This window comes from Levilactobacillus andaensis, assembly GCF_016861695.1.
Lineage (GTDB): Bacteria > Bacillota > Bacilli > Lactobacillales > Lactobacillaceae > Levilactobacillus > Levilactobacillus andaensis.
The window spans coordinates 46,467-68,559 of the sequence record NZ_BOLP01000011.1 but is presented as its reverse complement, the minus strand read 5'-3'; the positions used below and the strand labels follow the sequence as shown (position 1 = coordinate 68,559).

Annotated in this window: 21 protein-coding genes; 17 read left to right on the top strand and 4 right to left on the bottom strand. The window is 48.3% G+C overall.

Features of this window, described 5'->3' with window-relative positions; all coding sequences use genetic code 11:
- Positions 1 to 110 precede the first annotated feature (110 nt).
- From JUF10_RS09170 to JUF10_RS09160, 3 genes are all read left to right on the top strand, one after another.
- Positions 111 to 1,127 carry a DUF1002 domain-containing protein gene (locus tag JUF10_RS09170; RefSeq protein ID WP_203641881.1) on the top strand — a complete coding sequence of 339 codons (1,017 nt, stop codon included), beginning with the start codon at positions 111 to 113 and terminating at the stop codon, positions 1,125 to 1,127.
- A 491-nt stretch (positions 1,128 to 1,618) separates the two neighbouring features.
- The gene (locus JUF10_RS09165) at positions 1,619 to 3,319 is read left to right on the top strand and encodes a LysM peptidoglycan-binding domain-containing protein (RefSeq protein ID WP_203641880.1); all 1,701 of its coding nucleotides are present in this window, start codon (positions 1,619 to 1,621) and stop codon (positions 3,317 to 3,319) included.
- A 161-nt stretch (positions 3,320 to 3,480) separates the two neighbouring features.
- Complete coding sequence (locus JUF10_RS09160; protein ID WP_125685667.1) at positions 3,481 to 3,687, top strand: hypothetical protein; 207 nt, start codon at positions 3,481 to 3,483, stop codon at positions 3,685 to 3,687.
- A 250-nt stretch (positions 3,688 to 3,937) separates the two neighbouring features.
- Here JUF10_RS09160 and JUF10_RS09155 read toward each other — a convergent pair whose 3' ends face one another.
- The 3 genes from JUF10_RS09155 to JUF10_RS09145 all read right to left on the bottom strand — a co-directional run bounded on the left by JUF10_RS09155 (position 3,938) and on the right by JUF10_RS09145 (position 7,006).
- Positions 3,938 to 4,897 (bottom strand): diacylglycerol/lipid kinase family protein, encoded by a 960-nt coding sequence (locus JUF10_RS09155; protein ID WP_203641879.1) that lies wholly within the window; start codon positions 4,895 to 4,897, stop codon positions 3,938 to 3,940.
- A gap of 214 nt (positions 4,898 to 5,111) precedes the next feature.
- Positions 5,112 to 6,791, bottom strand: a complete 1,680-nt coding sequence (rnjA, locus tag JUF10_RS09150) for a ribonuclease J1 (RefSeq protein WP_203641878.1) — start codon at positions 6,789 to 6,791, stop codon at positions 5,112 to 5,114.
- Entirely contained in the window at positions 6,788 to 7,006 is a 219-nt protein-coding gene (locus JUF10_RS09145) for a DNA-directed RNA polymerase subunit epsilon (RefSeq protein WP_203641877.1), read from the bottom strand. Before JUF10_RS09145 ends, rnjA begins: the two co-directional genes overlap by 4 nt.
- A gap of 202 nt (positions 7,007 to 7,208) precedes the next feature.
- On the opposite strand from JUF10_RS09145, the gene JUF10_RS09140 reads away from it, so the two are divergent.
- Positions 7,209 to 7,706 carry a hypothetical protein gene (locus tag JUF10_RS09140; RefSeq protein WP_203641876.1) on the top strand — a complete coding sequence of 166 codons (498 nt, stop codon included), beginning with the start codon at positions 7,209 to 7,211 and terminating at the stop codon, positions 7,704 to 7,706.
- Between the two features lie 275 nt (positions 7,707 to 7,981).
- On the opposite strand, the gene def is transcribed toward JUF10_RS09140, so the two are convergent.
- Positions 7,982 to 8,542, bottom strand: coding sequence for a peptide deformylase (gene def / locus JUF10_RS09135; protein ID WP_203641875.1), 561 nt, complete (start codon positions 8,540 to 8,542; stop codon positions 7,982 to 7,984).
- Positions 8,543 to 8,819: 277 nt separating this feature from the next.
- Here def and pdhA point away from each other — a divergent pair, with 277 nt between their 5' ends.
- The 13 genes from pdhA to JUF10_RS09070 all read left to right on the top strand — a co-directional run bounded on the left by pdhA (position 8,820) and on the right by JUF10_RS09070 (position 21,972).
- Positions 8,820 to 9,935, top strand: coding sequence for a pyruvate dehydrogenase (acetyl-transferring) E1 component subunit alpha (gene pdhA, locus JUF10_RS09130; protein ID WP_203641874.1), 1,116 nt, complete (start codon positions 8,820 to 8,822; stop codon positions 9,933 to 9,935).
- A 2-nt stretch (positions 9,936 to 9,937) separates the two neighbouring features.
- Positions 9,938 to 10,915, top strand: a complete 978-nt coding sequence (locus JUF10_RS09125) for an alpha-ketoacid dehydrogenase subunit beta (RefSeq protein ID WP_143463726.1) — start codon at positions 9,938 to 9,940, stop codon at positions 10,913 to 10,915.
- Between the two features lie 74 nt (positions 10,916 to 10,989).
- Positions 10,990 to 12,315, top strand: a complete 1,326-nt coding sequence (locus tag JUF10_RS09120; protein ID WP_203641873.1) for a 2-oxo acid dehydrogenase subunit E2 — start codon at positions 10,990 to 10,992, stop codon at positions 12,313 to 12,315.
- Positions 12,316 to 12,322: 7 nt separating this feature from the next.
- Positions 12,323 to 13,750 carry a dihydrolipoyl dehydrogenase gene (gene lpdA, locus JUF10_RS09115; protein ID WP_203641872.1) on the top strand — a complete coding sequence of 476 codons (1,428 nt, stop codon included), beginning with the start codon at positions 12,323 to 12,325 and terminating at the stop codon, positions 13,748 to 13,750.
- Between the two features lie 522 nt (positions 13,751 to 14,272).
- Entirely contained in the window at positions 14,273 to 15,178 is a 906-nt protein-coding gene (locus JUF10_RS09110) for a Rossmann-fold NAD(P)-binding domain-containing protein (RefSeq protein ID WP_203641871.1), read from the top strand.
- A 2-nt stretch (positions 15,179 to 15,180) separates the two neighbouring features.
- Positions 15,181 to 15,477, top strand: coding sequence for a UPF0223 family protein (locus tag JUF10_RS09105; RefSeq protein WP_203641870.1), 297 nt, complete (start codon positions 15,181 to 15,183; stop codon positions 15,475 to 15,477).
- On the top strand, positions 15,474 to 16,265 hold the full coding sequence (locus JUF10_RS09100; RefSeq protein WP_203641869.1) for an inositol monophosphatase family protein: 792 nt from the start codon (positions 15,474 to 15,476) through the stop codon (positions 16,263 to 16,265). The genes JUF10_RS09105 and JUF10_RS09100 overlap by 4 nt, the downstream gene beginning before the upstream one ends.
- Before the next feature lie 138 nt (positions 16,266 to 16,403).
- The gene (gene typA / locus JUF10_RS09095) at positions 16,404 to 18,248 is read left to right on the top strand and encodes a translational GTPase TypA (protein ID WP_203641868.1); all 1,845 of its coding nucleotides are present in this window, start codon (positions 16,404 to 16,406) and stop codon (positions 18,246 to 18,248) included.
- 153 nt (positions 18,249 to 18,401) lie between these two features.
- Positions 18,402 to 19,556, top strand: a complete 1,155-nt coding sequence (locus tag JUF10_RS09090) for an FtsW/RodA/SpoVE family cell cycle protein (protein WP_203641867.1) — start codon at positions 18,402 to 18,404, stop codon at positions 19,554 to 19,556.
- A gap of 34 nt (positions 19,557 to 19,590) precedes the next feature.
- Positions 19,591 to 19,878 carry a YlbG family protein gene (locus JUF10_RS09085; RefSeq protein ID WP_203641866.1) on the top strand — a complete coding sequence of 96 codons (288 nt, stop codon included), beginning with the start codon at positions 19,591 to 19,593 and terminating at the stop codon, positions 19,876 to 19,878.
- The gene (gene rsmD / locus JUF10_RS09080) at positions 19,875 to 20,438 is read left to right on the top strand and encodes a 16S rRNA (guanine(966)-N(2))-methyltransferase RsmD (protein ID WP_203641865.1); all 564 of its coding nucleotides are present in this window, start codon (positions 19,875 to 19,877) and stop codon (positions 20,436 to 20,438) included. The genes JUF10_RS09085 and rsmD overlap by 4 nt, the downstream gene beginning before the upstream one ends.
- On the top strand, positions 20,435 to 20,920 hold the full coding sequence (gene coaD / locus JUF10_RS09075) for a pantetheine-phosphate adenylyltransferase (protein WP_203641864.1): 486 nt from the start codon (positions 20,435 to 20,437) through the stop codon (positions 20,918 to 20,920). The genes rsmD and coaD overlap by 4 nt, the downstream gene beginning before the upstream one ends.
- Before the next feature lie 2 nt (positions 20,921 to 20,922).
- A complete protein-coding gene (locus tag JUF10_RS09070; RefSeq protein ID WP_203641863.1) occupies positions 20,923 to 21,972 on the top strand; it encodes a SepM family pheromone-processing serine protease in 1,050 nt (349 codons plus the stop codon).
- The last annotated feature ends 121 nt before the right edge of the window (positions 21,973 to 22,093 follow it).

The window sequence follows — 22,093 nt, the reverse complement described above, 5'->3', positions numbered from 1 at the left end:
GGAAGTTGAAGAATTTTGTAAGGTCATGGTCAAATCTCATCCGCAGACTAGGGAGATGCTATACTGCTTTATAGGAGCAGTATAATGAAAGCGAAAAGAGAGGGATAACCATGAAATTAAAGCAAATTTTGCTCGGAGCTGTCGCCGTTACCTTGGCCATTACTCTGGGCGGTCGCGCGGTATCCGCTGCTGCTGACACCACGGATACAGGCAGCACCAGTAGCTCAGCAACCAGTGGCAGTACCGTCCAAACCAAGGCACTCTCCAAGGCCTATGTGGTCTACGGGGCTGGTTTAGCCAGTGAAGACAAGGACACGGTTGCCTCAGCGCTGGGCGTGAAGTCGAACTACACGGCGTTGACCGCCACGGGGAACGACTACGCGACGTACCTGAATTCGGCTGGAACCAGTGATGCCAGTATGATCAGCTCGGTCGCATTAGCACCGGCGGATCCTGGGACTGGGGTCAAAGTTAACATCGCTAAATATAATGGAAATAACAATATTACCGAAGTTACCGCCCAGCAATATGCCATGGTCGCAACTATGGCGGGGGTCAAGGATGTCATTATCACGGTAACGGCCGACAAAACCGTTTCCGGAGAATCCGCGTTGACCGGGGTTTACAAGGCCTTAGCAGCAGATGGGTTAACGTTAAACTCAGAAAACACGCAGGCCGCTAACAGCGTCTTGGATGCGACCCAACCGGCCATTGATGCCAACAATGATGACAGTAAGTATCCTGGTAAGTTGATGTCGGCAGTGGGGTCCGTTTCCTCAGACCTGGCCAAGCAACGGCAAAATGGCGATGACCTGGCAACGAAGGCCGATATCGAAGCCATGTTGCAAAAAGCCTTGGCTAAGCAGGGGATTGACGGGAAGACCAGTTCGACGCAGATCAATAACATTTCAATTGCCCTCAGCAAGGTTCAACAAGCACCCGTTTCAACCAGTAAGACGTACGTGACGAATGTGACCAACGTAGCTAATAACCTCGCCAATAGTATTGGGGATAAAATGGCTAGCGTGAAAGATTTCGCCAACAGTGCGGATGCGAAGAAAGCCGAGAATTTCATTGTGCAAATCTGGAATAAAATCGTCAGTTTCTTCAAAGGTTTACTTGGCTAAGACCAAGTAAGAACGGTGAAATAACAAAGTAACGGGAGATTTCTCCCGTTTTTTTGTGCCCTTTTTTTGATTTCACAAGCAACTACGCATGATAGACAGTTGTAAAATACAAAAAGCGTTTCCAATAATATCTTGTACCGTACAACTGCTTACACTTTGAAAAAGGTGGATAAATATACGCCACCTGCATTGGTTTTGATTGAATCTTACATAGAACAATCGTTCGCTAGAAGATAAGCGATAAATGCCGGTATAATCAGATTACAGTGGTGCTAAAACTTTTGAAAACGCTTAAGGGGAACACATGTTCAAAGCTAAAAATCTGTTAACAAATCCTTAATATTTCACAAGAAACTGGGAAAACGTGTGGTAAGATTAGTTTGTGATTCGTATTTACTGTGAACGAACGTGACTAGCGCTTGGGTTAGGAAGCGATTGCGTTCCGTGATGAGTTTGAAAATCTTAAGTCATAAAAGGACGTGTTGGTGAAAATGAGTACAGGACAACGAAAAACCAAAGCAGTTGTTGGCGTCGTTGGGGCCATTGGTGCTTTAGCGGCTGGAGCATCCTTGACCGCTAATGCTGATACCATTCAAGTTAAGCAAGGGGACACCGTTTGGGGTCTTTCACAGCAGACTGGCGTTTCTATTCAAGATTTAGAACAGCAGAATTCGATTGACGCAAAGACCGACTTAATTTTTGTTGGTCAACGACTTCAAGTAAAATCAGCTAAAACAACTCAGACTTATTCGGTTAAATCTGGCGATACACTCTGGGATTTAGCCCAGACGTATCATTTGTCGGTTGCCCAATTACAAAAGGCTAATTCCTTAACTGGTGACATGTTAAGCGTTGGTCAGAAATTAGAGATTCCACAAGCCAGTGCCGTTAAGGATGACGCTGCAACGCAGACAACGACGCCAAGTACCCGGCAACAAGCGACCCAAAAGGCCAACGCTGTTCAGGCACAAATTGTCGCTGAACAACAAGCTGCCGCAAGTAAGCAAAAACAACAAACGGCCGCAGCATCATCAAGTTCGGCAATTACTGGTAGTCAAACAACAAGTTCCAGCGCTGCTTCACAGACATCATCTCAGTCTAGTGAAAGTGATCAGACGCCAGCTGCAACGAGCTCAGCAAGTCAAAGTACCACACCGAAGACTTCTACCAGCACGTCCACGGCCAGCCAAACGGCTAGTTCCTCAACCAGCAGTTCGGTTGCTAGTCAACCTGCAACTAAGACGAGTCAGGTTAGTTCTCAGAGCCAGACTAGCAGCAATGCTGTAAGCAGTTCGTCAGTGCAGAGTAGCTCAGCTAAGAGTCAGTCAACGAGCAGTAGCGTCGCAGCTAGTCAGACTCAGAAGAGTCAAGCACCAGTTAGCTCAACTAGTCAATCAGTGACGACACCAACGCAGAGTAGCAGTTCTGTTGCTAAGACTAACGCTAGCACCGCAACACCAACCTCACGGGCAACTGCGACGAAAGCCGTACAAAAGAAGCGCGTGACCCGGTCAGCTGCTAGTGTAACCAGTCAGTCACAGACGCAAGCAACGAGCAGTACCAGTAGCAGTCAAGCAACGTCTCAAACCGCAACCAGTAGTCAATCTGTAGCTTCCAGCTCACAAAGCTCGGCAGTTAGCCAGGCTAGTGCCGGGGCAACGGCAACCACGACGGCTAAGAAAACGAAGCGGATTCGCACAACGACCCAATCAGCCGTTAAGAAGGCCGCTCAATCAAGTCAGCAGACGACCAGCACCAGTTCGACTTCATCATCTGCTAGCGCTGCTACGAGTAGTAGTACTGCTAAGGCAACCACAAATAGTAATTTGACCACGGGTTCCGTGACGAGTCTGGCTTTGAAGCTGGCTTCAGCGAACATCCCTTACGTTTGGGGTGGCTCGTCACTTAGTGGGATGGATTGCTCTGGTTTAGTTGCTTACGTTTACCAGCACGCAATGGGCATCAGTTTGCCACACAACACGGTCTCACAAGAAGCCCGGGTGTCAACCCACTCAGTTGCATCTGCTAAGCCAGGGGACATCTTGTTCTGGGGTGCTAAGGGCGCGACGTATCACGATGCCATTTACATTGGTAACGGGCAATACGTTGCGGCACCAACACCAGGTCAAAACGTCGAAGTTGAATCGATCAGTCAATACTTTATGCCTTCCTTCGCAGGAACTGTTAAATAAGTCAAGCGACATGAATCCGCTTTTCTGACCATTTTTGGCAATCCGCTGAAAAATGTTAAGATAATCGTTAACAAATCCGATAGCAAGTGTTATGATTTCTCGTAGTCATTTAGAGACGAGTCAACATAATTAAATTTCTTGTTAAAGGAGTTGTCAAAAAGGTGAGTAATCGTATGGAGATTCTGGAAGAGTATCGGCAGGCTAATTCACAGTTGGCCACGTTAAAACGGAAGGAATCTGAGAGCGTTCAGTGGAGCTCGGAGACAGTGCAGATTGAACCGCGCTACGGCAAAGAAATGAACGACTTATCCGATAAGTGCGCTCAGCTCGACATGATTCTGGAAGCAATGGATGCTTCAGAAGACTAAAATAACCTGCAAGTGGTTTTGACCACAAGCAAAAGCCCCACCGCTAAAACTGACGGTGAGGCTTTTTTATTTGGAGAGTGGGCCAAAAGGTGGTTAGCTGGTGAGCATTAAGGCTGATACCCGAATAATCCCGAACTTGGATTGCTTGGGTATCAGGTTTAAGCGGAGCCAGCTGCCTTTTGGCGCACGTTTCGACACTATAAATTTGGAGACACAAAAGGCCTGGGAATTCCCAGACCTTTTTTACTGCCTAAATGGTGATATCGAACCAGAAAGGGTAGGATTTGACGCCAACGTAAACGTCAAAGAAGCGACCGCCCATTTCTTCGCCGTCTAATTGCCCGTATTCGATGGCCGGGACGGTTAGATGGACTTGTGTAGCCTGATAGTAGTGAACGGCCTTAGACGTTAAATGACGCTTGAATACTAAACGTAAGGCTAACCACAGTAATTTAAAGAAATGTGGTTTTTCGATTACAACCAAATGTAGTTTGTGGTCGGTGATCGTTGCGCCTGGGGCAATGCCAACGCCACCACCGAAATAGGGATGGTTGGTCGTGGTCACGAGAAAGGAATTGGGATAGATATCCCGTTGATTACCCACGTGAACAGTGAGGGTAAAGCCCGTTTGGTTGTAGTAAACATCAAGTGCCGACGCTAAATAGGACAAGGAGCCCATGTGATGTTTGTTGAGCCAAACCTTGGCCTTTGATTGATTTGCCTGTGAAATGATGGCGGCATCAAAGCCGATGCCTAAGTTGTTAGTGAAGACGCCACGTTCCTGTTTAATTGTTTCGTCGTAACTGCCAATGTCGTAGTCGGTTGCGTGGGTGCACTGAATAATCTGTTTCAGTGCGTCCTCCCACTTCAGGGCCATCCCGGCACCCCGAGCAAAGTCATTGCCAGAACCAATGGGTAAATAGGTCACCGGAATAGGATACTTTCGTGGTAGCTGCGTCAGGCCGTTGATGGCTTCATGCAACGTCCCATCGCCACCGACGGCGAGGACGACCCAATTTTGGTGGGGCTCATCCGGGATTCGTTTGGCAAATTGTTCGCTCAAAAGGACGGCGTGATTCGGATATTCCGAAATTGCCAGCTGGTAGGAGACCTGGGCGGCATCGAGCTGCTCTTTGATTTCTGGCCACAGTGTACCGGCGTGGCCACTTCCTGCGTGCTCGTTTAGAATGATATAGAACTGGACACTCACCGTACTGCTCCTCTCAAAATTTAATCCTTTTCATTATAAACGAAAACTCTAGTGGTGCCTAGTGATTCCGGCAGAACTTTCCTTGGTCGTAAGAAATTATGCAAAATTAGGCTGGAATGTGCGTAAAATGGCAGCCGCAGTGCGACCAGTTATCACCAATCACTGAGAACGCAAAAAAGAGCCCGAGCACAGGGCCCAGACTCTTTCAACCAACTTACTTGGTCATAATAAACATTGGTAAAATCATTGGGTGTCGTTCCGTCTTTTCAAACAGGAAGTTTTGCAGATCGTCGATGACGGCGTTGCGAATCGAAGCTTCGGTCGCCTTCGGATTGCGCATGGCCCGACGAATCGTCTGGAAGACGCGGCGACGACCTTCGTTGAGAAGTTCGCCAGATTCGCGCATGTAGACAAATCCACGTGAAAGCAGGTCGGGACCCGCTTTGATTTCCTGGTTCTTCAAGTCGATGGTGGCAACGACAACCACAAGTCCTTCTTCGGACAAGAGCTGACGGTCACGCAACACGACGTTGCCAATATCACCGATACCGGAACCGTCGATGTAGACGTCTCCAGCGGTGAAGTGACCCGCAACCCGGGCAGAGTCCTGCGTTAAGGCCAGAACGTCCCCGTTTTGGAGGATAAAGCTGTGATCCAACGGTACACCACATTGTTCTGCGAGTTCCGTGTGAATCTTTAACATCCGGTACTCACCGTGAATAGGCATAAAGAACTTAGGCTGCATGAGTCGCAGCATTAACTTTTGTTCTTCTTGACCACCATGACCAGATGTATGAATGTTGTTGACCTTACCATGAATAACGTTGGCGCCGGCTTCTTCTAACTCGTTGATGACCCGGTTGACCGAAATGGTGTTCCCAGGGATCGGGTTACTGGAGAAGACGACCGTATCACCGGGTTGAATGGAAATCTGCCGGTGGGTACCGTTCGCAATTCGTGATAAAGCAGCCATAGGTTCACCTTGTGACCCGGTACAGAGAATCATGACCTTGTCAGCAGGGAGGGAACGAATAGCATTGGCATCAACTAACGCGTCATCGGGAATGTTAAGGTAACCTAGTTCCCGACCGTTAACGATGGCAGCTTCCATGGACCGACCAAAGACGGCAATCTTCCGTCCGTGAGCCAATGCCGTTTCACAGGCCGTTTCGATCCGCGAAATGTTGGAAGCGAAGGTGGCAAAGATGACCCGACCTTCAACTTGATCAAAAATCCGTCGAATCGATTTACCGACCCATTTTTCCGACTTGGTCCAGATTGGTCGTTCAGCGTTCGTGCTATCAGACATCAAGCACAGCACGCCTTCTTCACCCAGCCTGGCCATCTTTTGAAGATCAGGCGGCTGGTTCGTAACGGGAGTTAAGTCGAACTTATAGTCCCCCGTTTCCACGATCGTTCCGACCGGGGTATGAACTGCGACACCTAAAGTATCAGGAATCGAGTGGGTGGTCCGGAAGAAGGTGACACTCATCTTCCGAAATTTGAGCACAGTGTCATCGTCAATTGTGTGTAGTTCAGTCGATTTAAGTAATCCGTGTTCTTCAAGCTTGTTCTTGATCAGTGCCAAGGCGAGCGGACCTGCGTAAACAGGGACGTTGAGGGCCTTTAATAAATAAGGAATACCGCCAATATGATCTTCATGGCCGTGGGTAATCACAAGCGCCTTGATCTTGGCTTGGTTTTCAACGAGGTATTGATAATCCGGAATAACATAGTCGATTCCGAGTAACTCGTCTTCGGGGAACTTAATTCCGGCATCAATCAAGATAATTTCGTCCTGAAATTGAATACCGTAAGTGTTTTTCCCAATTTCACCAAGTCCACCCACGCCAAAGATAGCGGCTTCGTTATTTTTGACGTTTAACTTGTTCATTCATTGAACTCCGTTAATTTGTAATTCGGATTCTCTTGTTCGTAAGCCAACGTCTTTCCTTCGATGGCTTCGATGAATTCGATATTGTGTTCCGTATGAGCTTCCACTAATGCCCGGGCTTCAACTTCTGTTGGGGCTTCCAGGTAAAGTGCATGCGTATCCTCGCGCTTAGGATTCCGCTTTTTATCATTTTGGTAATAGACTTTGTAAATCACAGACAAAACTCCTTTTAATTTTAAACGATTTAACTCGCTAATCGTGAGTGAACAGCGAATTATTTATGTCCTGCCGAACTGCGGGTTGCTTACACAACAATTAGCACAATTTTAGCATAATTTCAGCCACTTGTATAGAAGTACCCCTAGACGACAAAACATGCTATGATTAAACTAGCGTGAAGTGAACGGAGGAGACGCCATGGCTCTAATAGTGGAAGTCATTATTGGCATCATCATTGCCTTTATAATTTATGAAATGATTCGCCGCATGATTGTCCAGCGGGCGACGCGGATGGTGCGGCGTTCTGCGGAGGACGATACCGATGTGGCGGTGAAGGCAGCCTTACAGCGCCTAGTGAATGACGATGTCTTGTCGGAAGACGAGTGTGTGCTGCAACCAACGGAAACGGTCGCCGATGTGTGGGGCCGCGGGGTCATGGCCTTTGAATACACCATGCCCAGTGGGATTGACACGGAACGCCGGTTACCCGAACTTGAAGCGGCATTTAATGATGCCCTCGCTAGTTTTAGTGCGGATCATCAGGTTAAATCAGTGGTCGCGGGACCGGCATTTGTCGTCAGCGACATTTGGGTCTACGAAGGGCATCTCCATGTGGATGTCGCCAATCTGATGAACGAGTCAACGGTTGAGTATTTAAAAGACCTCAAGAAGTTAAACGACCCTGCTGTGAAATAATGCACTATATATGGAAGAAACAGGTTTATCTTTTCGGAATGAAAAAAGTTCTACCATTGAAAATAGGCACCGTAATCGACTATCCCTAGGGAATTTGATTACGGTGCCTATTTTTTGACTGGAAACCGACCGGTCAGGTGAAAACTTACGCAAGTTCGGCCCAAACTGACTTGTCAGGGGAGACACTCGCTAAACGGTAGGGAAGTTTACTTACCTACTGGAGATGTAAGCCATCTGAAAATAACCGGGTTGGTTACAGTGGAGTTGTGCATAAATTACTCAATCATAATCATGTCGTCGTCACGTGTAAACGGCTGGTCTTTGTTGATGTGATCGTAAAAGAGTGTGCCGTGAAGGTGATCGATTTCATGTTGACAAACAATTGCCGGGTAGTTCTTCAAGCGTAATTGGTGCTTTTCGCCGTTCACATCATAGTAGCGTAAGGTGATGCGATCGTGGCGGGGCACGAAGCCGGGCACGTCTTTGTCGACGGACAGACAACCTTCGCCCTCGGTCAAAGCGCCTTGCTGAACGGATTCAGAAACGATGACGGGGTTGATGATGACGTCGGTAAAGGGCGATTTGCCATCTTCTTCGGTCGGTGGGACCAAGACGGAGGCCATCTTCTTGGAGACACCAACTTGGGGTGCCGCTAAGCCAACACCGGCCCGTAAACCGTATTTCTTACATTGTTCGGGGTCTTGAGAGACCACCAAGTATTCCATTAAATCTTTAGCGAGTTGTTGATCTTCCTCTGAGAGAGGGAAAGTCACGTCCGCTGCTTCTTGTCGTAAGACGGGATCACCGTCGCGGACAATATCTTTCATGAGAAACAAAAGCATTACCTCCGCAAAAATATTGTTAGTTACCATTCATTTTAACATACCCTCTAGGAGAAATGAAATGAAAAGAAAACGGTTTCTATTTTCAAAAAAAGTGGAAACTAAAAAATCACAACGCGCCGTAGGGATTTAGCCTAATCCCTTTATCTGTCCGTATGAAAGGGCTTGCATGGCTTCTGAAAAAATGGTACTTTATAAACGTAGTCAGGAAACGCAACGTTAACTCACTCTAGTTAACAATTTCATATCAAGTGAAAGGAAAGTGTTACTTATGGCTAATGGAAGCAAACAGATTGTAGACTTTGCCAAGATCAAAGCTACGATGGCTGACCCATATAAGCACCCGGTTCAAGTCATCGATCGTGAAGGCAAGGTCGTTGATCCAGACACGTTGGCAAAATATTCAGATGACCAACTTGTTGACTTCATGAAGAAAATGGTTTGGGAGCGTACGTTACACGAACAAACAATGAACTTCTCCCGTCAGGGTCGCCTCGGTTTCTATGCTCCAACTGCCGGTGAGGAAGCTAGTGAAATGGGAAGTGTTACTGCATTTAAGCAACAAGACTTCTTATTACCAGCTTACCGTGATTTGCCACAAATGATTCAACACGGGACTACCGTTGCAAAAGGTTTCTTATGGTCCAAAGGTCATGTTGAAGGCAATCAACATGAAAATCCAAACATGTTATTCCCACAAATCATCATTGGCGCGCAATACGTTGAAACCGCCGGTGTTGCTTTAGGGATTAAGAAGAACGGCGATGAAGACCGCGTTGCCTTTGTATACACCGGTGATGGTGGGACATCACAGGGTGACTGGTACGAAGGGGTTAACTTTGCCAGTGCATTCCAAGCACCAGCTGTCTTCTTCGTTCAAAACAATGGTTGGGCAATTTCCGTACCACGTTACAAGCAAACCGCAGCTGAAACGTTGGCACAAAAGGCCGTTGCCATGGGTGTTCCTTCCGTCCAAGTTGATGGGATGGACATCGTGGCCGTTCACGAAGTTTCTGAAGCAGCTCGTGAATATGCCGCAGCCGGAAATGGTCCAGTCGTCATTGAAACATTGACTTACCGTTATGGCGCTCACTCCTCTGCTGGTGATGATCCTTCTCGTTACCGGACCGATGAAGAAACTAAGCCTTGGTTCGATGCTGATCCATTAATTCGTATGCGGAAGGTCTTAACTGACAAGGGTGTTTGGTCACAAGATCAAGAAGACAAGTTAGTCGACGAATACAAAGACGAATTTAAGGAAGCAATGAAGGAAGCTGAAGCAGCACCTGCACAAAAGGTTTCTGACTTCTTGAAGTGGACTTACAATGTGCCTACTCCAGCTGTTAAGAAGCAAATTGCAGAATTCGAAGCAAAGGAGTCGAAGTAATCATGGCTAAAATGACGTATATCAAAGCGATCACTTCTGGTCTGGATCAAGTTTTGAAAGACGATCCTAAGACGTTGATCTTCGGTGAAGACGTTGGTAAAAACGGTGGTGTGTTCCGGACAACTGTTGATTTACAAGACAAGTACGGTGAAGACCGGGTTTTCGATACGCCATTAGCTGAATCTGGGATTCTTGGATTAGCTATTGGTTTGTCCTTAACTGGTTGGCGTCCAATTCCTGAAATTCAATTCATGGGCTTTACGTTCGAAGCAATGGATGGGATTGTTGGGCAATTGGCTCGTGATCACTACCGTTTCGGTGGCCAAAAGAACTTCCCTGTTACTGTTCGGACACCATTTGGTGGTGGGACTCATACCGCTGAAATGCATGCCGACAACTTGGAAAACTACTTCGTTAGCACCCCAGGTCTGCGGGTCGTAACACCTGCTAACCCATACGATGCTAAGGGCTTAGTGATCTCCGCTGTTGAAAGCGACGATCCAGTTCTGTTCATGGAAAACTTGAAACTTTACCGTTCAATGAAGGATGAAGTTCCAGATGAAAAGTACACGGTTCCGTTAGACACTGCCAAGGTTGTTCGTGAAGGTACTGATGTCACAATCGTTGCTTACAGTGCTGAAGTTAACGAATCCTTAGCTGCTGCTGATGCTTTGGCAAAAGATAACATCTCTGCTGAAGTCATTGACCTGCGTTCCTTGTCACCAATTGACACGGACACTGTCTTTGCTTCTGTTGATAAGACCCACAAGGTTGTTATCGTTCAAGAAGCACAGCGGATGGCTGGTGTCGGTGCCGTTGTGGCTTCTGACATTGCTGAAGAAAAGATCATGTCCTTGGACGCCCCAATCGGCCGGGTAGCTGCGCCAGATAGCGTTTACCCATTTGCCCAAGCTGAAAATGATTGGATTCCAAATGCCGATGACATCGAAGCCAAGGTACGCGAAATCGTTAACTACTAATTTAAATCTAAATTAAACGATAAAAAACGATGTGGGAGACATCCTGCATTAGATGAAAGAAAGGAAGTTTTCCCATGGCTTATACGTTCAAACTCCCTGAGCTTGGTGAAGGAATGGCCGAAGGTGAAATTTCTTCATGGCTTGTTAAAGAAGGAGACACTGTTAAGGAAGACGACACGTTAGTCGAAATCCAAAACGATAAGTCTGTTTCAGAATTACCATCACCAGTTAATGGTACTATTTCACAAATTGTTGCACAAGAAGGGGACACCGTTGAAATTGGCGACCCACTGATTGTGATTGATGACGGTTCAGATACGCCACCTGACTTAGGCAAGGGTGGGGATGAAGCCGCTGCTACTACTCCAGCTGAAGAAGCTGCTCCAGAACCAGCTGCTGCCCCAGCACCTGCTGCCGCGCCAGCTCCAGCCGCTGCACCTACTGGTGTTCCAGCTGCTTCTGACCCGAATAAGTTAGTTTTGGCAATGCCTTCCGTTCGTCAATACGCACGGGACAAGGGCGTTGACATTACTTTGGTTGCCCCAACCGGGAACCACGGTCAAATCTTGAAGGCTGACATCGATAACTTTAACGGTGCCGCCGCACCTGCCGCAGCCGCTGCTCCAGCTGCTGCCGCTCCTGAAGGCAAAGCCGTTGCTGGCCAAGCTGTCAAGCCTTGGAAGTCTGACCAACCAGATCTGGAAACTCGTGAACCAATGTCAGCTATGCGGAAGATCATTGCCAAGAGCATGCGGACTTCCAAAGACATTGCGCCACATGTTACCTCATTCGATGAAGTTGAAGTTTCTGCTTTGATGGCTAACCGGAAGAAGTACAAGCAAGCCGCTGCTGACAAGGGCATCCATTTGACCTTCTTGCCATACATGGTTAAGGCTTTGGTTGCTGTTATGAAGGAATTCCCTGAATTGAACGCATCTATCGATGACACGACTCAGGAAATTGTCTACAAGCACTACTACAACATTGGTATCGCTACCAACACTGATGATGGTCTTTACGTACCAAACATCAAGGCTGCCGATTCCAAGGGTATGTTTGAAATCGCTAAGGAAATTAGTGAAAACACCCAAGCTGCATACGACAAGAAGTTGAGTCCTGCTTCCATGGCTGGTGGTTCAATCACTATCAGTAACGTCGGCTCGATTGGTGGTGGCTGGTTTACCCCAGTTATCAACCAACCTGAAGTTGCTATCTTAGGTGTTGGCCGGATTGAAAAGGCACCTTACGTGAACGATGATGGTGACATTGTTGTTGGCCGGATGCTGAAACTTTCCTTGAGTTACGACCACCGTTTGATCGATGGTGCCTTAGCTCAGAATGTTTTGAACAAGTTCAAGGCATTGCTTCACGATCCAGAATTACTGTTAATGGAAGGGTAGGAAAAATATGGCAGATGTTGAAAAAAAGGACACCGTCATCATCGGTGCCGGACCCGGCGGCTACGTTGCCGCAATTCGGGCTTCTGAATTAGGCCAAAAGGTCACTTTAGTCGAAAAATCCGATACGCTTGGTGGTGTCTGCTTAAACGTTGGCTGTGTTCCTTCTAAGGCCTTAATTCAAGCGGGTCACCGGTTGGAACAAGCCAAAGACGGTTCGACTTACGGAATTTCTACGGAATCAGCCGTTATTGACTTTAAGAAGACGCAAGACTGGAAGCAGACTAAGGTTGTTGATCGGATGACCAGTGGCGTTAAGATGCTGATGAAGAAGCACCACGTTGACGTTGTTAACGGGGAAGCTGTCTTCTTAAGTGACACCCAATTACGGGTCATGCCTACGGGCGAAAAGCAATTCATGTCCACCGATACCGGTCAGACCTTCGAATTCAATAATATTATTATTGCATCCGGGTCGCACCCAATCGAAATCCCTGGCTTTAAGTTTGAAGGCCGGGTCATCGATTCTACTGGTGGTTTGAGCTTACCTGAAATTCCTAAAGAATTCGTTGTTATTGGTGGGGGTTATGTTGGGACCGAATTAGCTGGTGCTTACGCTAGCTTAGGCGCTCACGTAACGATCATTGAAGGAACGAAGTCAATTCTGCCTAACTTCGAAAAGGACATGGTTTCCGTTGTCTTGAAGAAGTTGAAGAAGAAGGGCGTTGATGTGATTACCAACGCGATGGCTAAGGGTTCTACCCAAGACGACAAGAGTGTTAGTGTCACTTATGCCGTTGACGGTAAGGAAACTACGATTAAGGCTGACTACTGCATGGTCACCGTTGGTCGTCGGCCAAACACCGATGACTTAGGCTTGGAATACACCAAGGTTAAGTTGAACGACCATGGTCAAATCGAAGTTGATAACCAAGGCCGGACTGCTTCAGAACACATCTGGGCAGTTGGTGACGCTGTTCCTGGTGCTGCATTGGCTCACAAGGCCTTTGCCGAAGCTAAGACTGCAGCTGGTGCCATTGCTGGTAAGAAGACGGCTAACGACTGGTTAAGTGTTCCAGCGGTTTGCTTCTCCGATCCTGAAATTGCAACGGTTGGTTACAGTGAAGCTGCTGCCAAGGACAAGGGTATCAAGGTCAAGACTGCGAAGTTCCCATTTGCTGGGAATGCACGGGCCGTTTCATTGGATGCCGCTGATGGGTTTGTTCGGTTCATCTACACGGATGACGACAACAAGAACATCGTTGGTGCCGAAGCGGTTGGCCCTGAAGCCAGCACCATGGCTGGTGAACTCTCAATCATCGTTAACGACGGCTTGAACGTTGAAGACGTTGCCTTGACGATTCACCCACACCCAACGTTAAACGAACCAATTCAAGAAGCTGCAGACATTGCGATGGGCTTCCCAACGCATCTCTAAAGCGACTACTGAATTTAAAAAAGGATCTCCGCTTGCGGGGGTCCTTTTAGTTTGGGCGACGAAAATGGTATGAGCTGGCTATTTCGAATTTAGGGCTCTTTGGTGCGACAAGGATGAGGATGGGACGCTGGCTGACTTTCCAGTAGACAGATTAAGCACTTCAAGTAATTTTTATGTTTATTCACAAAAAGACAATGTAGGCTGGAGGCAGTTAGATGTGGACTGACCCGATGTAGCCGTGTCTGAGCCCATAATTGACGGCCAGTAAGGCGAATTGAAGCACCATATCGCAGAACTAGGACCGAACAGAACCTTAAAGATAACGGTTACGGCTTGCTATCCCCAACCGTTCACTTATAATGGAGCTATGACGGTATTCGCGTGGGATTGAAGAGCGCGACGCACGTGGATATGACGCGGTATTTCAGTACAATTGTCAGTGGCTGAGGGACCCTCATTGGGGGTGGCCGCTGGTAAATTGGTGTGGAAAAAACAGGCTTTGGCTTGAAAGAGGAGGTCATCATGATGCCAACGTTACTGATTCAGGGAAACTTTGATCAGGCAAATCAACTACTGCAACAACTATTGGTAGCGGATCTACCGCTTGATTGCGTTATCATGCCGAATACGACTGATGATACGCCTCGTTACCAACCGTTAGTGGTGGCAAGTGCGGTGTGCCCTCGGTTAACGATTCGGGTAGGGACAACGGCGGACTATGGTCAAGCAACTTGGCTGGTCGTCTTGGACCGTGATTCGGCTGAGACGCCAGCTAATGAACGTGTGGCGGAACTCCGACTCCTGATGAATAGAATCGTCGAGAACGGTTTTGGGGGCCAATTGATTTTCTGTGGTCGTCAAGATGAGATCTTGACGTATTTTGCGTGGAAATTTTCTGGTTTTCCCCGCCAACAGATCTGGGGACTGGGCACGTATCCGTTGGCGCGCTTGATCACGGCGCGGTTAGCGGAACGCCTGCACGTTGGTCATTCAACGGTCCAAGCAACCGTTGTGGGGACGGCGAGTGCGCCAATCGTGGCCTGGAGTCGGACGTATATTGGCCCAACACCACTCTTGATGTATTTGGCCAATGCCGATGCTAAATTTGGTGCGGATGACCTGTCTAAGATGGGGACTTGGTTAGCGCGTGAGGCAGGGGAACAACAAGTGACGCTCCGTTTCTTGGCGTTGATTCATTTACTCCAAGCGGCCGTGGATAATCAACCGGTAATTGCGGCGGTAACGCACGTTTATCCCGAGGCGCTTGGCTTTGCGGCGGCTGCACCGGTGCTGGTGGCGAAGACGGGGGTCAAGGACCTTATGCCATTGGCCCTGTCGGAAGATGAGCAACAGGATTATGCGGCGCAAACGGCGGAATTGCGAACGACGATTCAAACGATTGAAAATCAACAGACGGAGGGAAAATAGTGATGGCAGAAGAAGACTATGCGTACCCATTGCGTGCGGATTGGACAACCTCAGAAATTGTGACGGTCACGACGTTTTATCAGCTGGTAGAGGCGGCCTATGAACGGTCACAGGGCGTCCAAGCGGTAGAGCTGATTGCAGCCTATCGGGAATTTCAGACGATTGTGCCACAAAAATTTGAAGAAAAGAACATTGACCAGGAGTTTGAAGAGGCTTCGGGCTATAGCATTTATCGCACCATGAAGCAGGCACGCCAACAAGACGGTCAGGTCAAGATGAAAGGGACGACAAGGTCATGAGTTTGGATTGGCAACAGTTGAATCAAGACGTTACGGCACTGTTGAAGGAAGCCCGGCAGCGAGTCCTAGAAAAAATGCAGGATCCCTTGACCGTCGATGAAAAAACGGGACGTAAAGATCTAGTCACCAATGTCGATAAGGGCAATGAGCAGTTTTTGATTACGGGTATTCGCCGAATCGACCCCGACGCTAAGGTGTTGGGTGAAGAAGGTTTCGGGGATCAGTTGACAGATATTAAAGGTCGCGTTTGGATCGTGGACCCGATTGATGGAACCATGAATTTTGTTAAACAACAAGATAATTTCGCGATTATGATCGGTATTTACCAGGATGGCGTTGGTCAGTTAGGCTATATCTACGATGTGATGAATGATGTCTTGTATCATGGCGGCCCGCAATTGGGTGGCGTTTGGGCCAATCAAGACCCGATTAAGGCGCCGACTAACTTAGCTTTACGCGACGGCCTGATTGGTGCTAGCGGGCCGTTAGTCATTCATGACGTGGCCCACATGCAGGCCATTGTCCATGCCAGTGCGGGGATGAGAATCTACGGCAGTGCCGGGATTGAAATGATCAATGTGATGCGGGGCAAGACCCTCGGTTACATTTCTCATCTCAAGCCGTGGGACTTTGCCGCCGGACAAGTTTTGCTGAATACCTTGGGTGTTCGGGTCTCAACTATTGACGGCCAGCCGCTGAATATGCTATCATCTAACCTTGTACTAGTAGCGACGGAAAAAGCGCAACGTGATATTCTCCAAATTGAAGAAGATGACGTCTCACTGTGACACCTGTCACAGTTTTTTTATGCGGCTGGCTGGTACGGATGGACTTTACCAGCTAGAAAAGCTACAATAAGCGTACTTACTGAGGTAAGCATGCCGTGATCCATCTAATTTCACCAAGCACGAAAGGAAGAAATACACTTGAAAATCAGAGATGATATCCGCAACATTGCCATCATTGCCCACGTTGACCACGGGAAGACGACCCTAGTTAACGAAATGTTAAAACAATCCGATACGTTGGATGAGCACGCGTCAATCGAGGACCGTGCCATGGATACAAACGCTATCGAAAAGGAACGGGGCATCACAATCTTGTCCAAGAACACCGCTGTGCGGTACGGTGACAAGCAAATTAACATCTTGGATACCCCAGGACACGCCGACTTCGGTGGTGAAGTTGAACGGATCATGCGCATGGTTGACGGCGTTTTATTAGTTGTCGATGCCTACGAAGGTACGATGCCTCAGACCCGTTTCGTTTTGAAGAAAGCCTTAGACCAACACTTAACGCCAATCGTTGTGATCAACAAGGTTGACCGTGAAGGCGCACGCCCTAGCGAGGTTGTTGACGAAGTCTTGGACCTCTTCATCGAATTAGGTGCTGACGAAGACCAATTGGACTTCCCAGTGGTTTACGCTTCTGCTATGAACGGGACTTCTAGCTACGAGCCAGAACTCGACACGCAGGACCACACGATGAAGCCGATCTTTGACACCATCGTTAAGCACATTCCAGCACCAATTGACAACACTGACGAACCTTTACAATTCCAAGTTGCCATGCTGGACTACAACGATTTCGTTGGTCGGATTGGGATCGGCCGGATTTTCCGGGGTAAGATCAAAGTCGGCGACAGCGTTACTGTTATGAAGCTTGACGGTTCCAAGCAAAACTTCCGGGTTACCAAGTTATTTGGTTTCTTCGGTTTGAAGCGTTTGGAAATCAAGGAAGCCAAGGCTGGGGACTTGATCGCTGTTTCTGGGATGGAAGAAATCAACGTTGGGGAAACTGTTGTTGCTCCTGACACGTTGGAACCACTACCAGTTCTGCGGATCGACGAACCTACGCTGCAAATGACTTTCCGGACCAACGACTCACCATTTGCTGGTCGTGAAGGTAAGTTTGTAACGTCTCGTCAAATCGAAGAACGGTTGAAGCGTGAACTTCATACCGATGTTTCTTTACGGGTTGACGACACTGACAACCCTGGTGCCTGGATCGTTTCTGGTCGTGGTGAACTTCACTTGTCCATCTTGATCGAAACGATGCGTCGTGAAGGCTTTGAATTACAAGCTTCCCGTCCAGAAGTTATCTACAGAACGATCGATAACGTTCGTTGCGAACCATTCGAATCTGTTCAAATCGATACGCCTGACGAATACACCGGTTCAATCATTGACACGCTTTCTCAACGGAAGGGTGAAATGAAGAACATGGAGGCCGTTGGTAACGGTCAAACTCGTCTGACTTTCTTGGCCCCATCTCGTGGGTTGATTGGTTACTCAACTGAATTCTTGTCATTAACTCGTGGGTACGGGATCATGAACCATACGTTCTCCAAGTACATGCCAGTTATCAAGAACTGGAACCCAGGTCGTCACAACGGGACTCTGGTTTCTATCAACTCTGGTAAGGTAACCACTTACGCTATCATGGCCGTTCAAGACCGTGGGATCGTGTTTACTGACGCCGGGACTGAAGTTTACGAAGGGATGATTATTGGCCAAAACAGCCGTGACAACGACATTTCTGTCAACATCACGCGTGGCCGTAACCAAACCAACGTCCGTGCCGCTGGTTCTGAAGATATTGCTAAGGTTAAGACACCATTGAAGATGTCTCTGGAAGAATCACTTGAATTCATCAACGAAGATGAATACTGTGAAATCACCCCAGACCATGTTCGTCTGCGGAAGCAAATCTTGAACACGAGCGAACGGGAAAAGGCTGCCAAGAAGCGGAAGACCGCTGCTCGGAAGTAATCCTAAATTTTAAATGAATCTTTACCGGCAGGGTAAGTGGGTTAACCACGTGTCCTGCCGGTTTTTTTGTCGTAAAATAGCTAGGGAGCTATGATATAATGAAATCATTCGATTATCGCCGTTAACGCGGTAGGCTTGGGGCGACTGAAACGTATGCAAAAGTTAAAATATTTAGATTACTGGCTATTGGTACCGTACTTGGTACTCAGCCTCTTTGGAATTGTCATGGTGTACTCGGCTAGTGCCGATATTGGGAGTCAAAATGGGGGCAGTCCTGGTAGCTACTTGGTCAAGCAGGCCATTTATGTGCTACTAGGAATGGTCATTGTGACCTTCATGTTCAAAATGAACTTGAGTAAGTTACGAGACAAAACAATCTTAAGGTACGCCGGGTATTTGGCCCTGGCAGCATTATTGCTCCTGTTAGTACGGGGACAGACCATTAACGGGGCCGCTGGTTGGTTCCGCTTAGGTCCGATTGGGATTCAACCCGCCGAGTTTGTTAAATTTTACCTGATTGTTTGGCTGGCCAATGCCATCGACCAGCGACAAGACGAGCTCATGGAAGATGGCTGGTGGGCAACGATGCTCCGGCCGGTTGCTATCTGTGCCGGAATCGTTGGGCTGATCTTTCTGCAACCCGACTTAGGTGGGGCCACAATCAATGGGGCAATTATTTTTGTGATGCTTTTGGCGAGTGGTTTTAATTGGCATCGGGCGGTTGCCTTCTTTGGCGGTGCGTTCTTGCTGGTTGTCGCGGTGATTTTTCCCTTGGTGGTTAAGGTGTCTGAGATGGGGTTTGCCAAGAACGTCTATCAGCTACAACGAATCGTGGCGTTCATCAATCCATTCAAACACTCACAGACGGTCGGTCAACAGCTGGTCAACTCCTACTATGCGCTGAGCAATGGCGGTATCTTTGGGGTTGGTTGGGGAAACAGTATTCAAAAGACAGGTTACCTGCCAGAGCCCAACACGGACTTTATCATGGCGATTCTCGCCGAGGAGTTGGGACTGATCACGGCATTAGGTGTGATCACACTACTCTTTTTGATCATCGTGCGGACGGTCCTGATTGGTATCCGCAGTGGATCAGCCTATCAGTCCTTGATTTGTTACGGGGCTGCGACTTACTTGACGGTCCAGACCCTGTTTAACTTGGGTGGGGTCTTGGGCATGCTGCCAATTACTGGGGTAACCTTTCCCTTTATCAGTTACGGGGGGTCCAGTACCTGGACGCTTGCGCTGGTGATGGGCGTCATCCTAAATATCAGTGCCCGGCAGAAACATTATCGGGCGACACATTAGGCGAGTCAACAGAATTTATTGAGGAGGTCAGCAAATGGCATTTGAAATTCAACCACGGCAGAGTTTGATCGTGTATACCTATAGCTTGAAACAGACACGGCAACTGAAACGCTACGGCACAGTGATGTATGTCTCAAAGAAGATGCGTTATGTGGTCTTGTATGTCAACAGTGACGCCGTTGCAGACCTAACTGAACAATTGAATCACTTACGATTTGTGAAACGCGTGGTGGCGTCAAAACGCCCAGAAATTAGTGAAACGTTCAACGGGGTTGCCGAAGAATTCGCCCCGACAACGGCAGCAGAGGATGATGACGAATGAGAATTGTAGCGGGAGATTTTGGTGGCCGACGGTTAAAGGCGGTTCCCGGAATGGCAACGCGGCCAACGACGGATAAAGTCAAGGAAGCACTTTTTAATATTATTGGGCCGTACTTTGATGGTGGGCGGAGTCTGGACTTGTTTGCGGGTTCCGGTGGCCTTAGCATCGAAGCCGTCTCACGGGGAATCGATCAAGCCGTTTTGATTGATCGGCAGTACGCCGCAATTCAAACGATCAAGGATAACGTGGCCGTGACGAAGGCACCGGAACGCTTTGATATTTTAAAGCGGGACGCCAATCGAGCACTAGACGAATTGGCACAGCGGGGTGATCAGTTCAACCTGGTTTTCTTTGATCCACCCTATGCCCAGCAGAAAATCGTTGATCAGATGACTAAGCTACGTGAGCTGAATCTCTTAGCTGCGGACGCCCGAATCGTTTGCGAAACGGATCAGAAGGCCCAATTGCCCGATGACGTTCCCGGTTTTTCATTTGTTGAACGGCGGGACTATGGTATTACCGAATTAACTATTTATGCATTAGGAAGTGAAATGGCATGACAATTGCAGTGTTTCCAGGAAGCTTTGACCCGTTAACCAACGGACATTTGGATCTAATTGCGCGAGCGAGCCGCATGTTTGACCAATTGGTCATCGCGGTCGGTCAGAATACGTCTAAGCAAGGGGTCTTTTCACCGGCAGAACGTGTGGCCTTTATTGAAGCTAGCGTGGCGACACTGCCTAATGTGAGCGTCCAGATTGAAAGTGGTCTGACCGTTGCTTTTATGCAAGCGATTCACGCGACGGTGTTGGTACGGGGACTGCGCAATAGTGTTGACTTCGAGTACGAACAGGGCATTGCGGGGATGAATCGCGCCTTGGACGCCAATATTGATACGGTTTGCTTGATGGCGGACCCCCAGTATCAATTCGTTTCTTCCAGTCTATTAAGGGAAGTGGCCCGCTTCGGTGGTGATTTGACGAAACTCGTGCCGCCCGTGGTCGCTCGTGCCCTCAATGATCGTCTAGAAAGCGAGGGGTAGCCATGCGCAGATGGATCCAATGGTCTTGGCGAGAGATTATCCTGACCGCCGCTATTGTGGTTGCAATCCTGGCCTTTTTCTTTCTGCCCTTGCCGAAGTATATCGAGGGACCGGGAGAAGCCAATGATTTAAAAACATTTGTGACGATCAAGGACCATCCCGATAAGGACAAGGGGAAGTTCATGATTACGTCCGTGGCGCTATCGCAGGCCCGACCAGCGACGTATTTGTATGCTAAATTTAATTCCTACTATAGCGTTGAGAGTGTGGATAGCGTCACGGGTGGCGAGAGTAATGCCACCTATGACCGGGTTCAGGACTTTTACATGCAGAGTGCCATCAATGAAGCCATCTACACGGCCTATCGAGCAGCCAACAAGCCGGTCAAACGACAATACTTGGGTATCTACGTGCTGAGTGTTGATGCCAAGTCACCATTTGCGAAGAAGCTGAAGGTGGGCGATACGGTTACCAAGGTCGACGGCCATCACTTTAACTCGATGACCGGTTATCAACGCTATATTCAAAAGCAACGGGTTGGGAAAAAGACGACGATCACCTATCAGCGTAATGGTCATGACCACCAAGCAACGGCCAAGCTGATGCGGTTACCAACGAAGAAGGCGGGAATTGGCATTATCTTGACCGACAACGTCAAGGTGACCGCTAAGCCGAAGGTCAAAGTTGACCCCGGTGAGATTGGCGGCCCGTCCGGTGGGTTGATGTTTAGCCTGCAGATCTACAATCAGGTGACGGGCAAGAACTTACGTCACGGCCAAAAGATTGCTGGAACCGGGACCGTTGACGGGGATGGTAACGTTGGTGAGATCGGTGGTATCGACAAGAAAATTATTGCTGCCAAGCGGGCTGGTGCGACCGTGTTCTTTGCGCCGTACGTGAAGCCGTCAAAACTGCTACTCAAGTATGAGGAGCACCACATGACCAACTACCAGTTGGCTAAGGCAACGGCGAAAAAGTATGCGCCGAACATGAAGGTCGTTCCAGTGGAGACGTTTAGCGACGCCGTGAAGTACCTGGAGACCCATAAATAAATTATCAAGAGAGAGTGAGACAAAAGGCGGTTAGTCAATGAGCATTAACGTTGATAGACGACTAATCCCGGTTTTGGATTGTTGGTCTATCGGGGTTAAGCGGAGTTGACTGCCTGTTGTC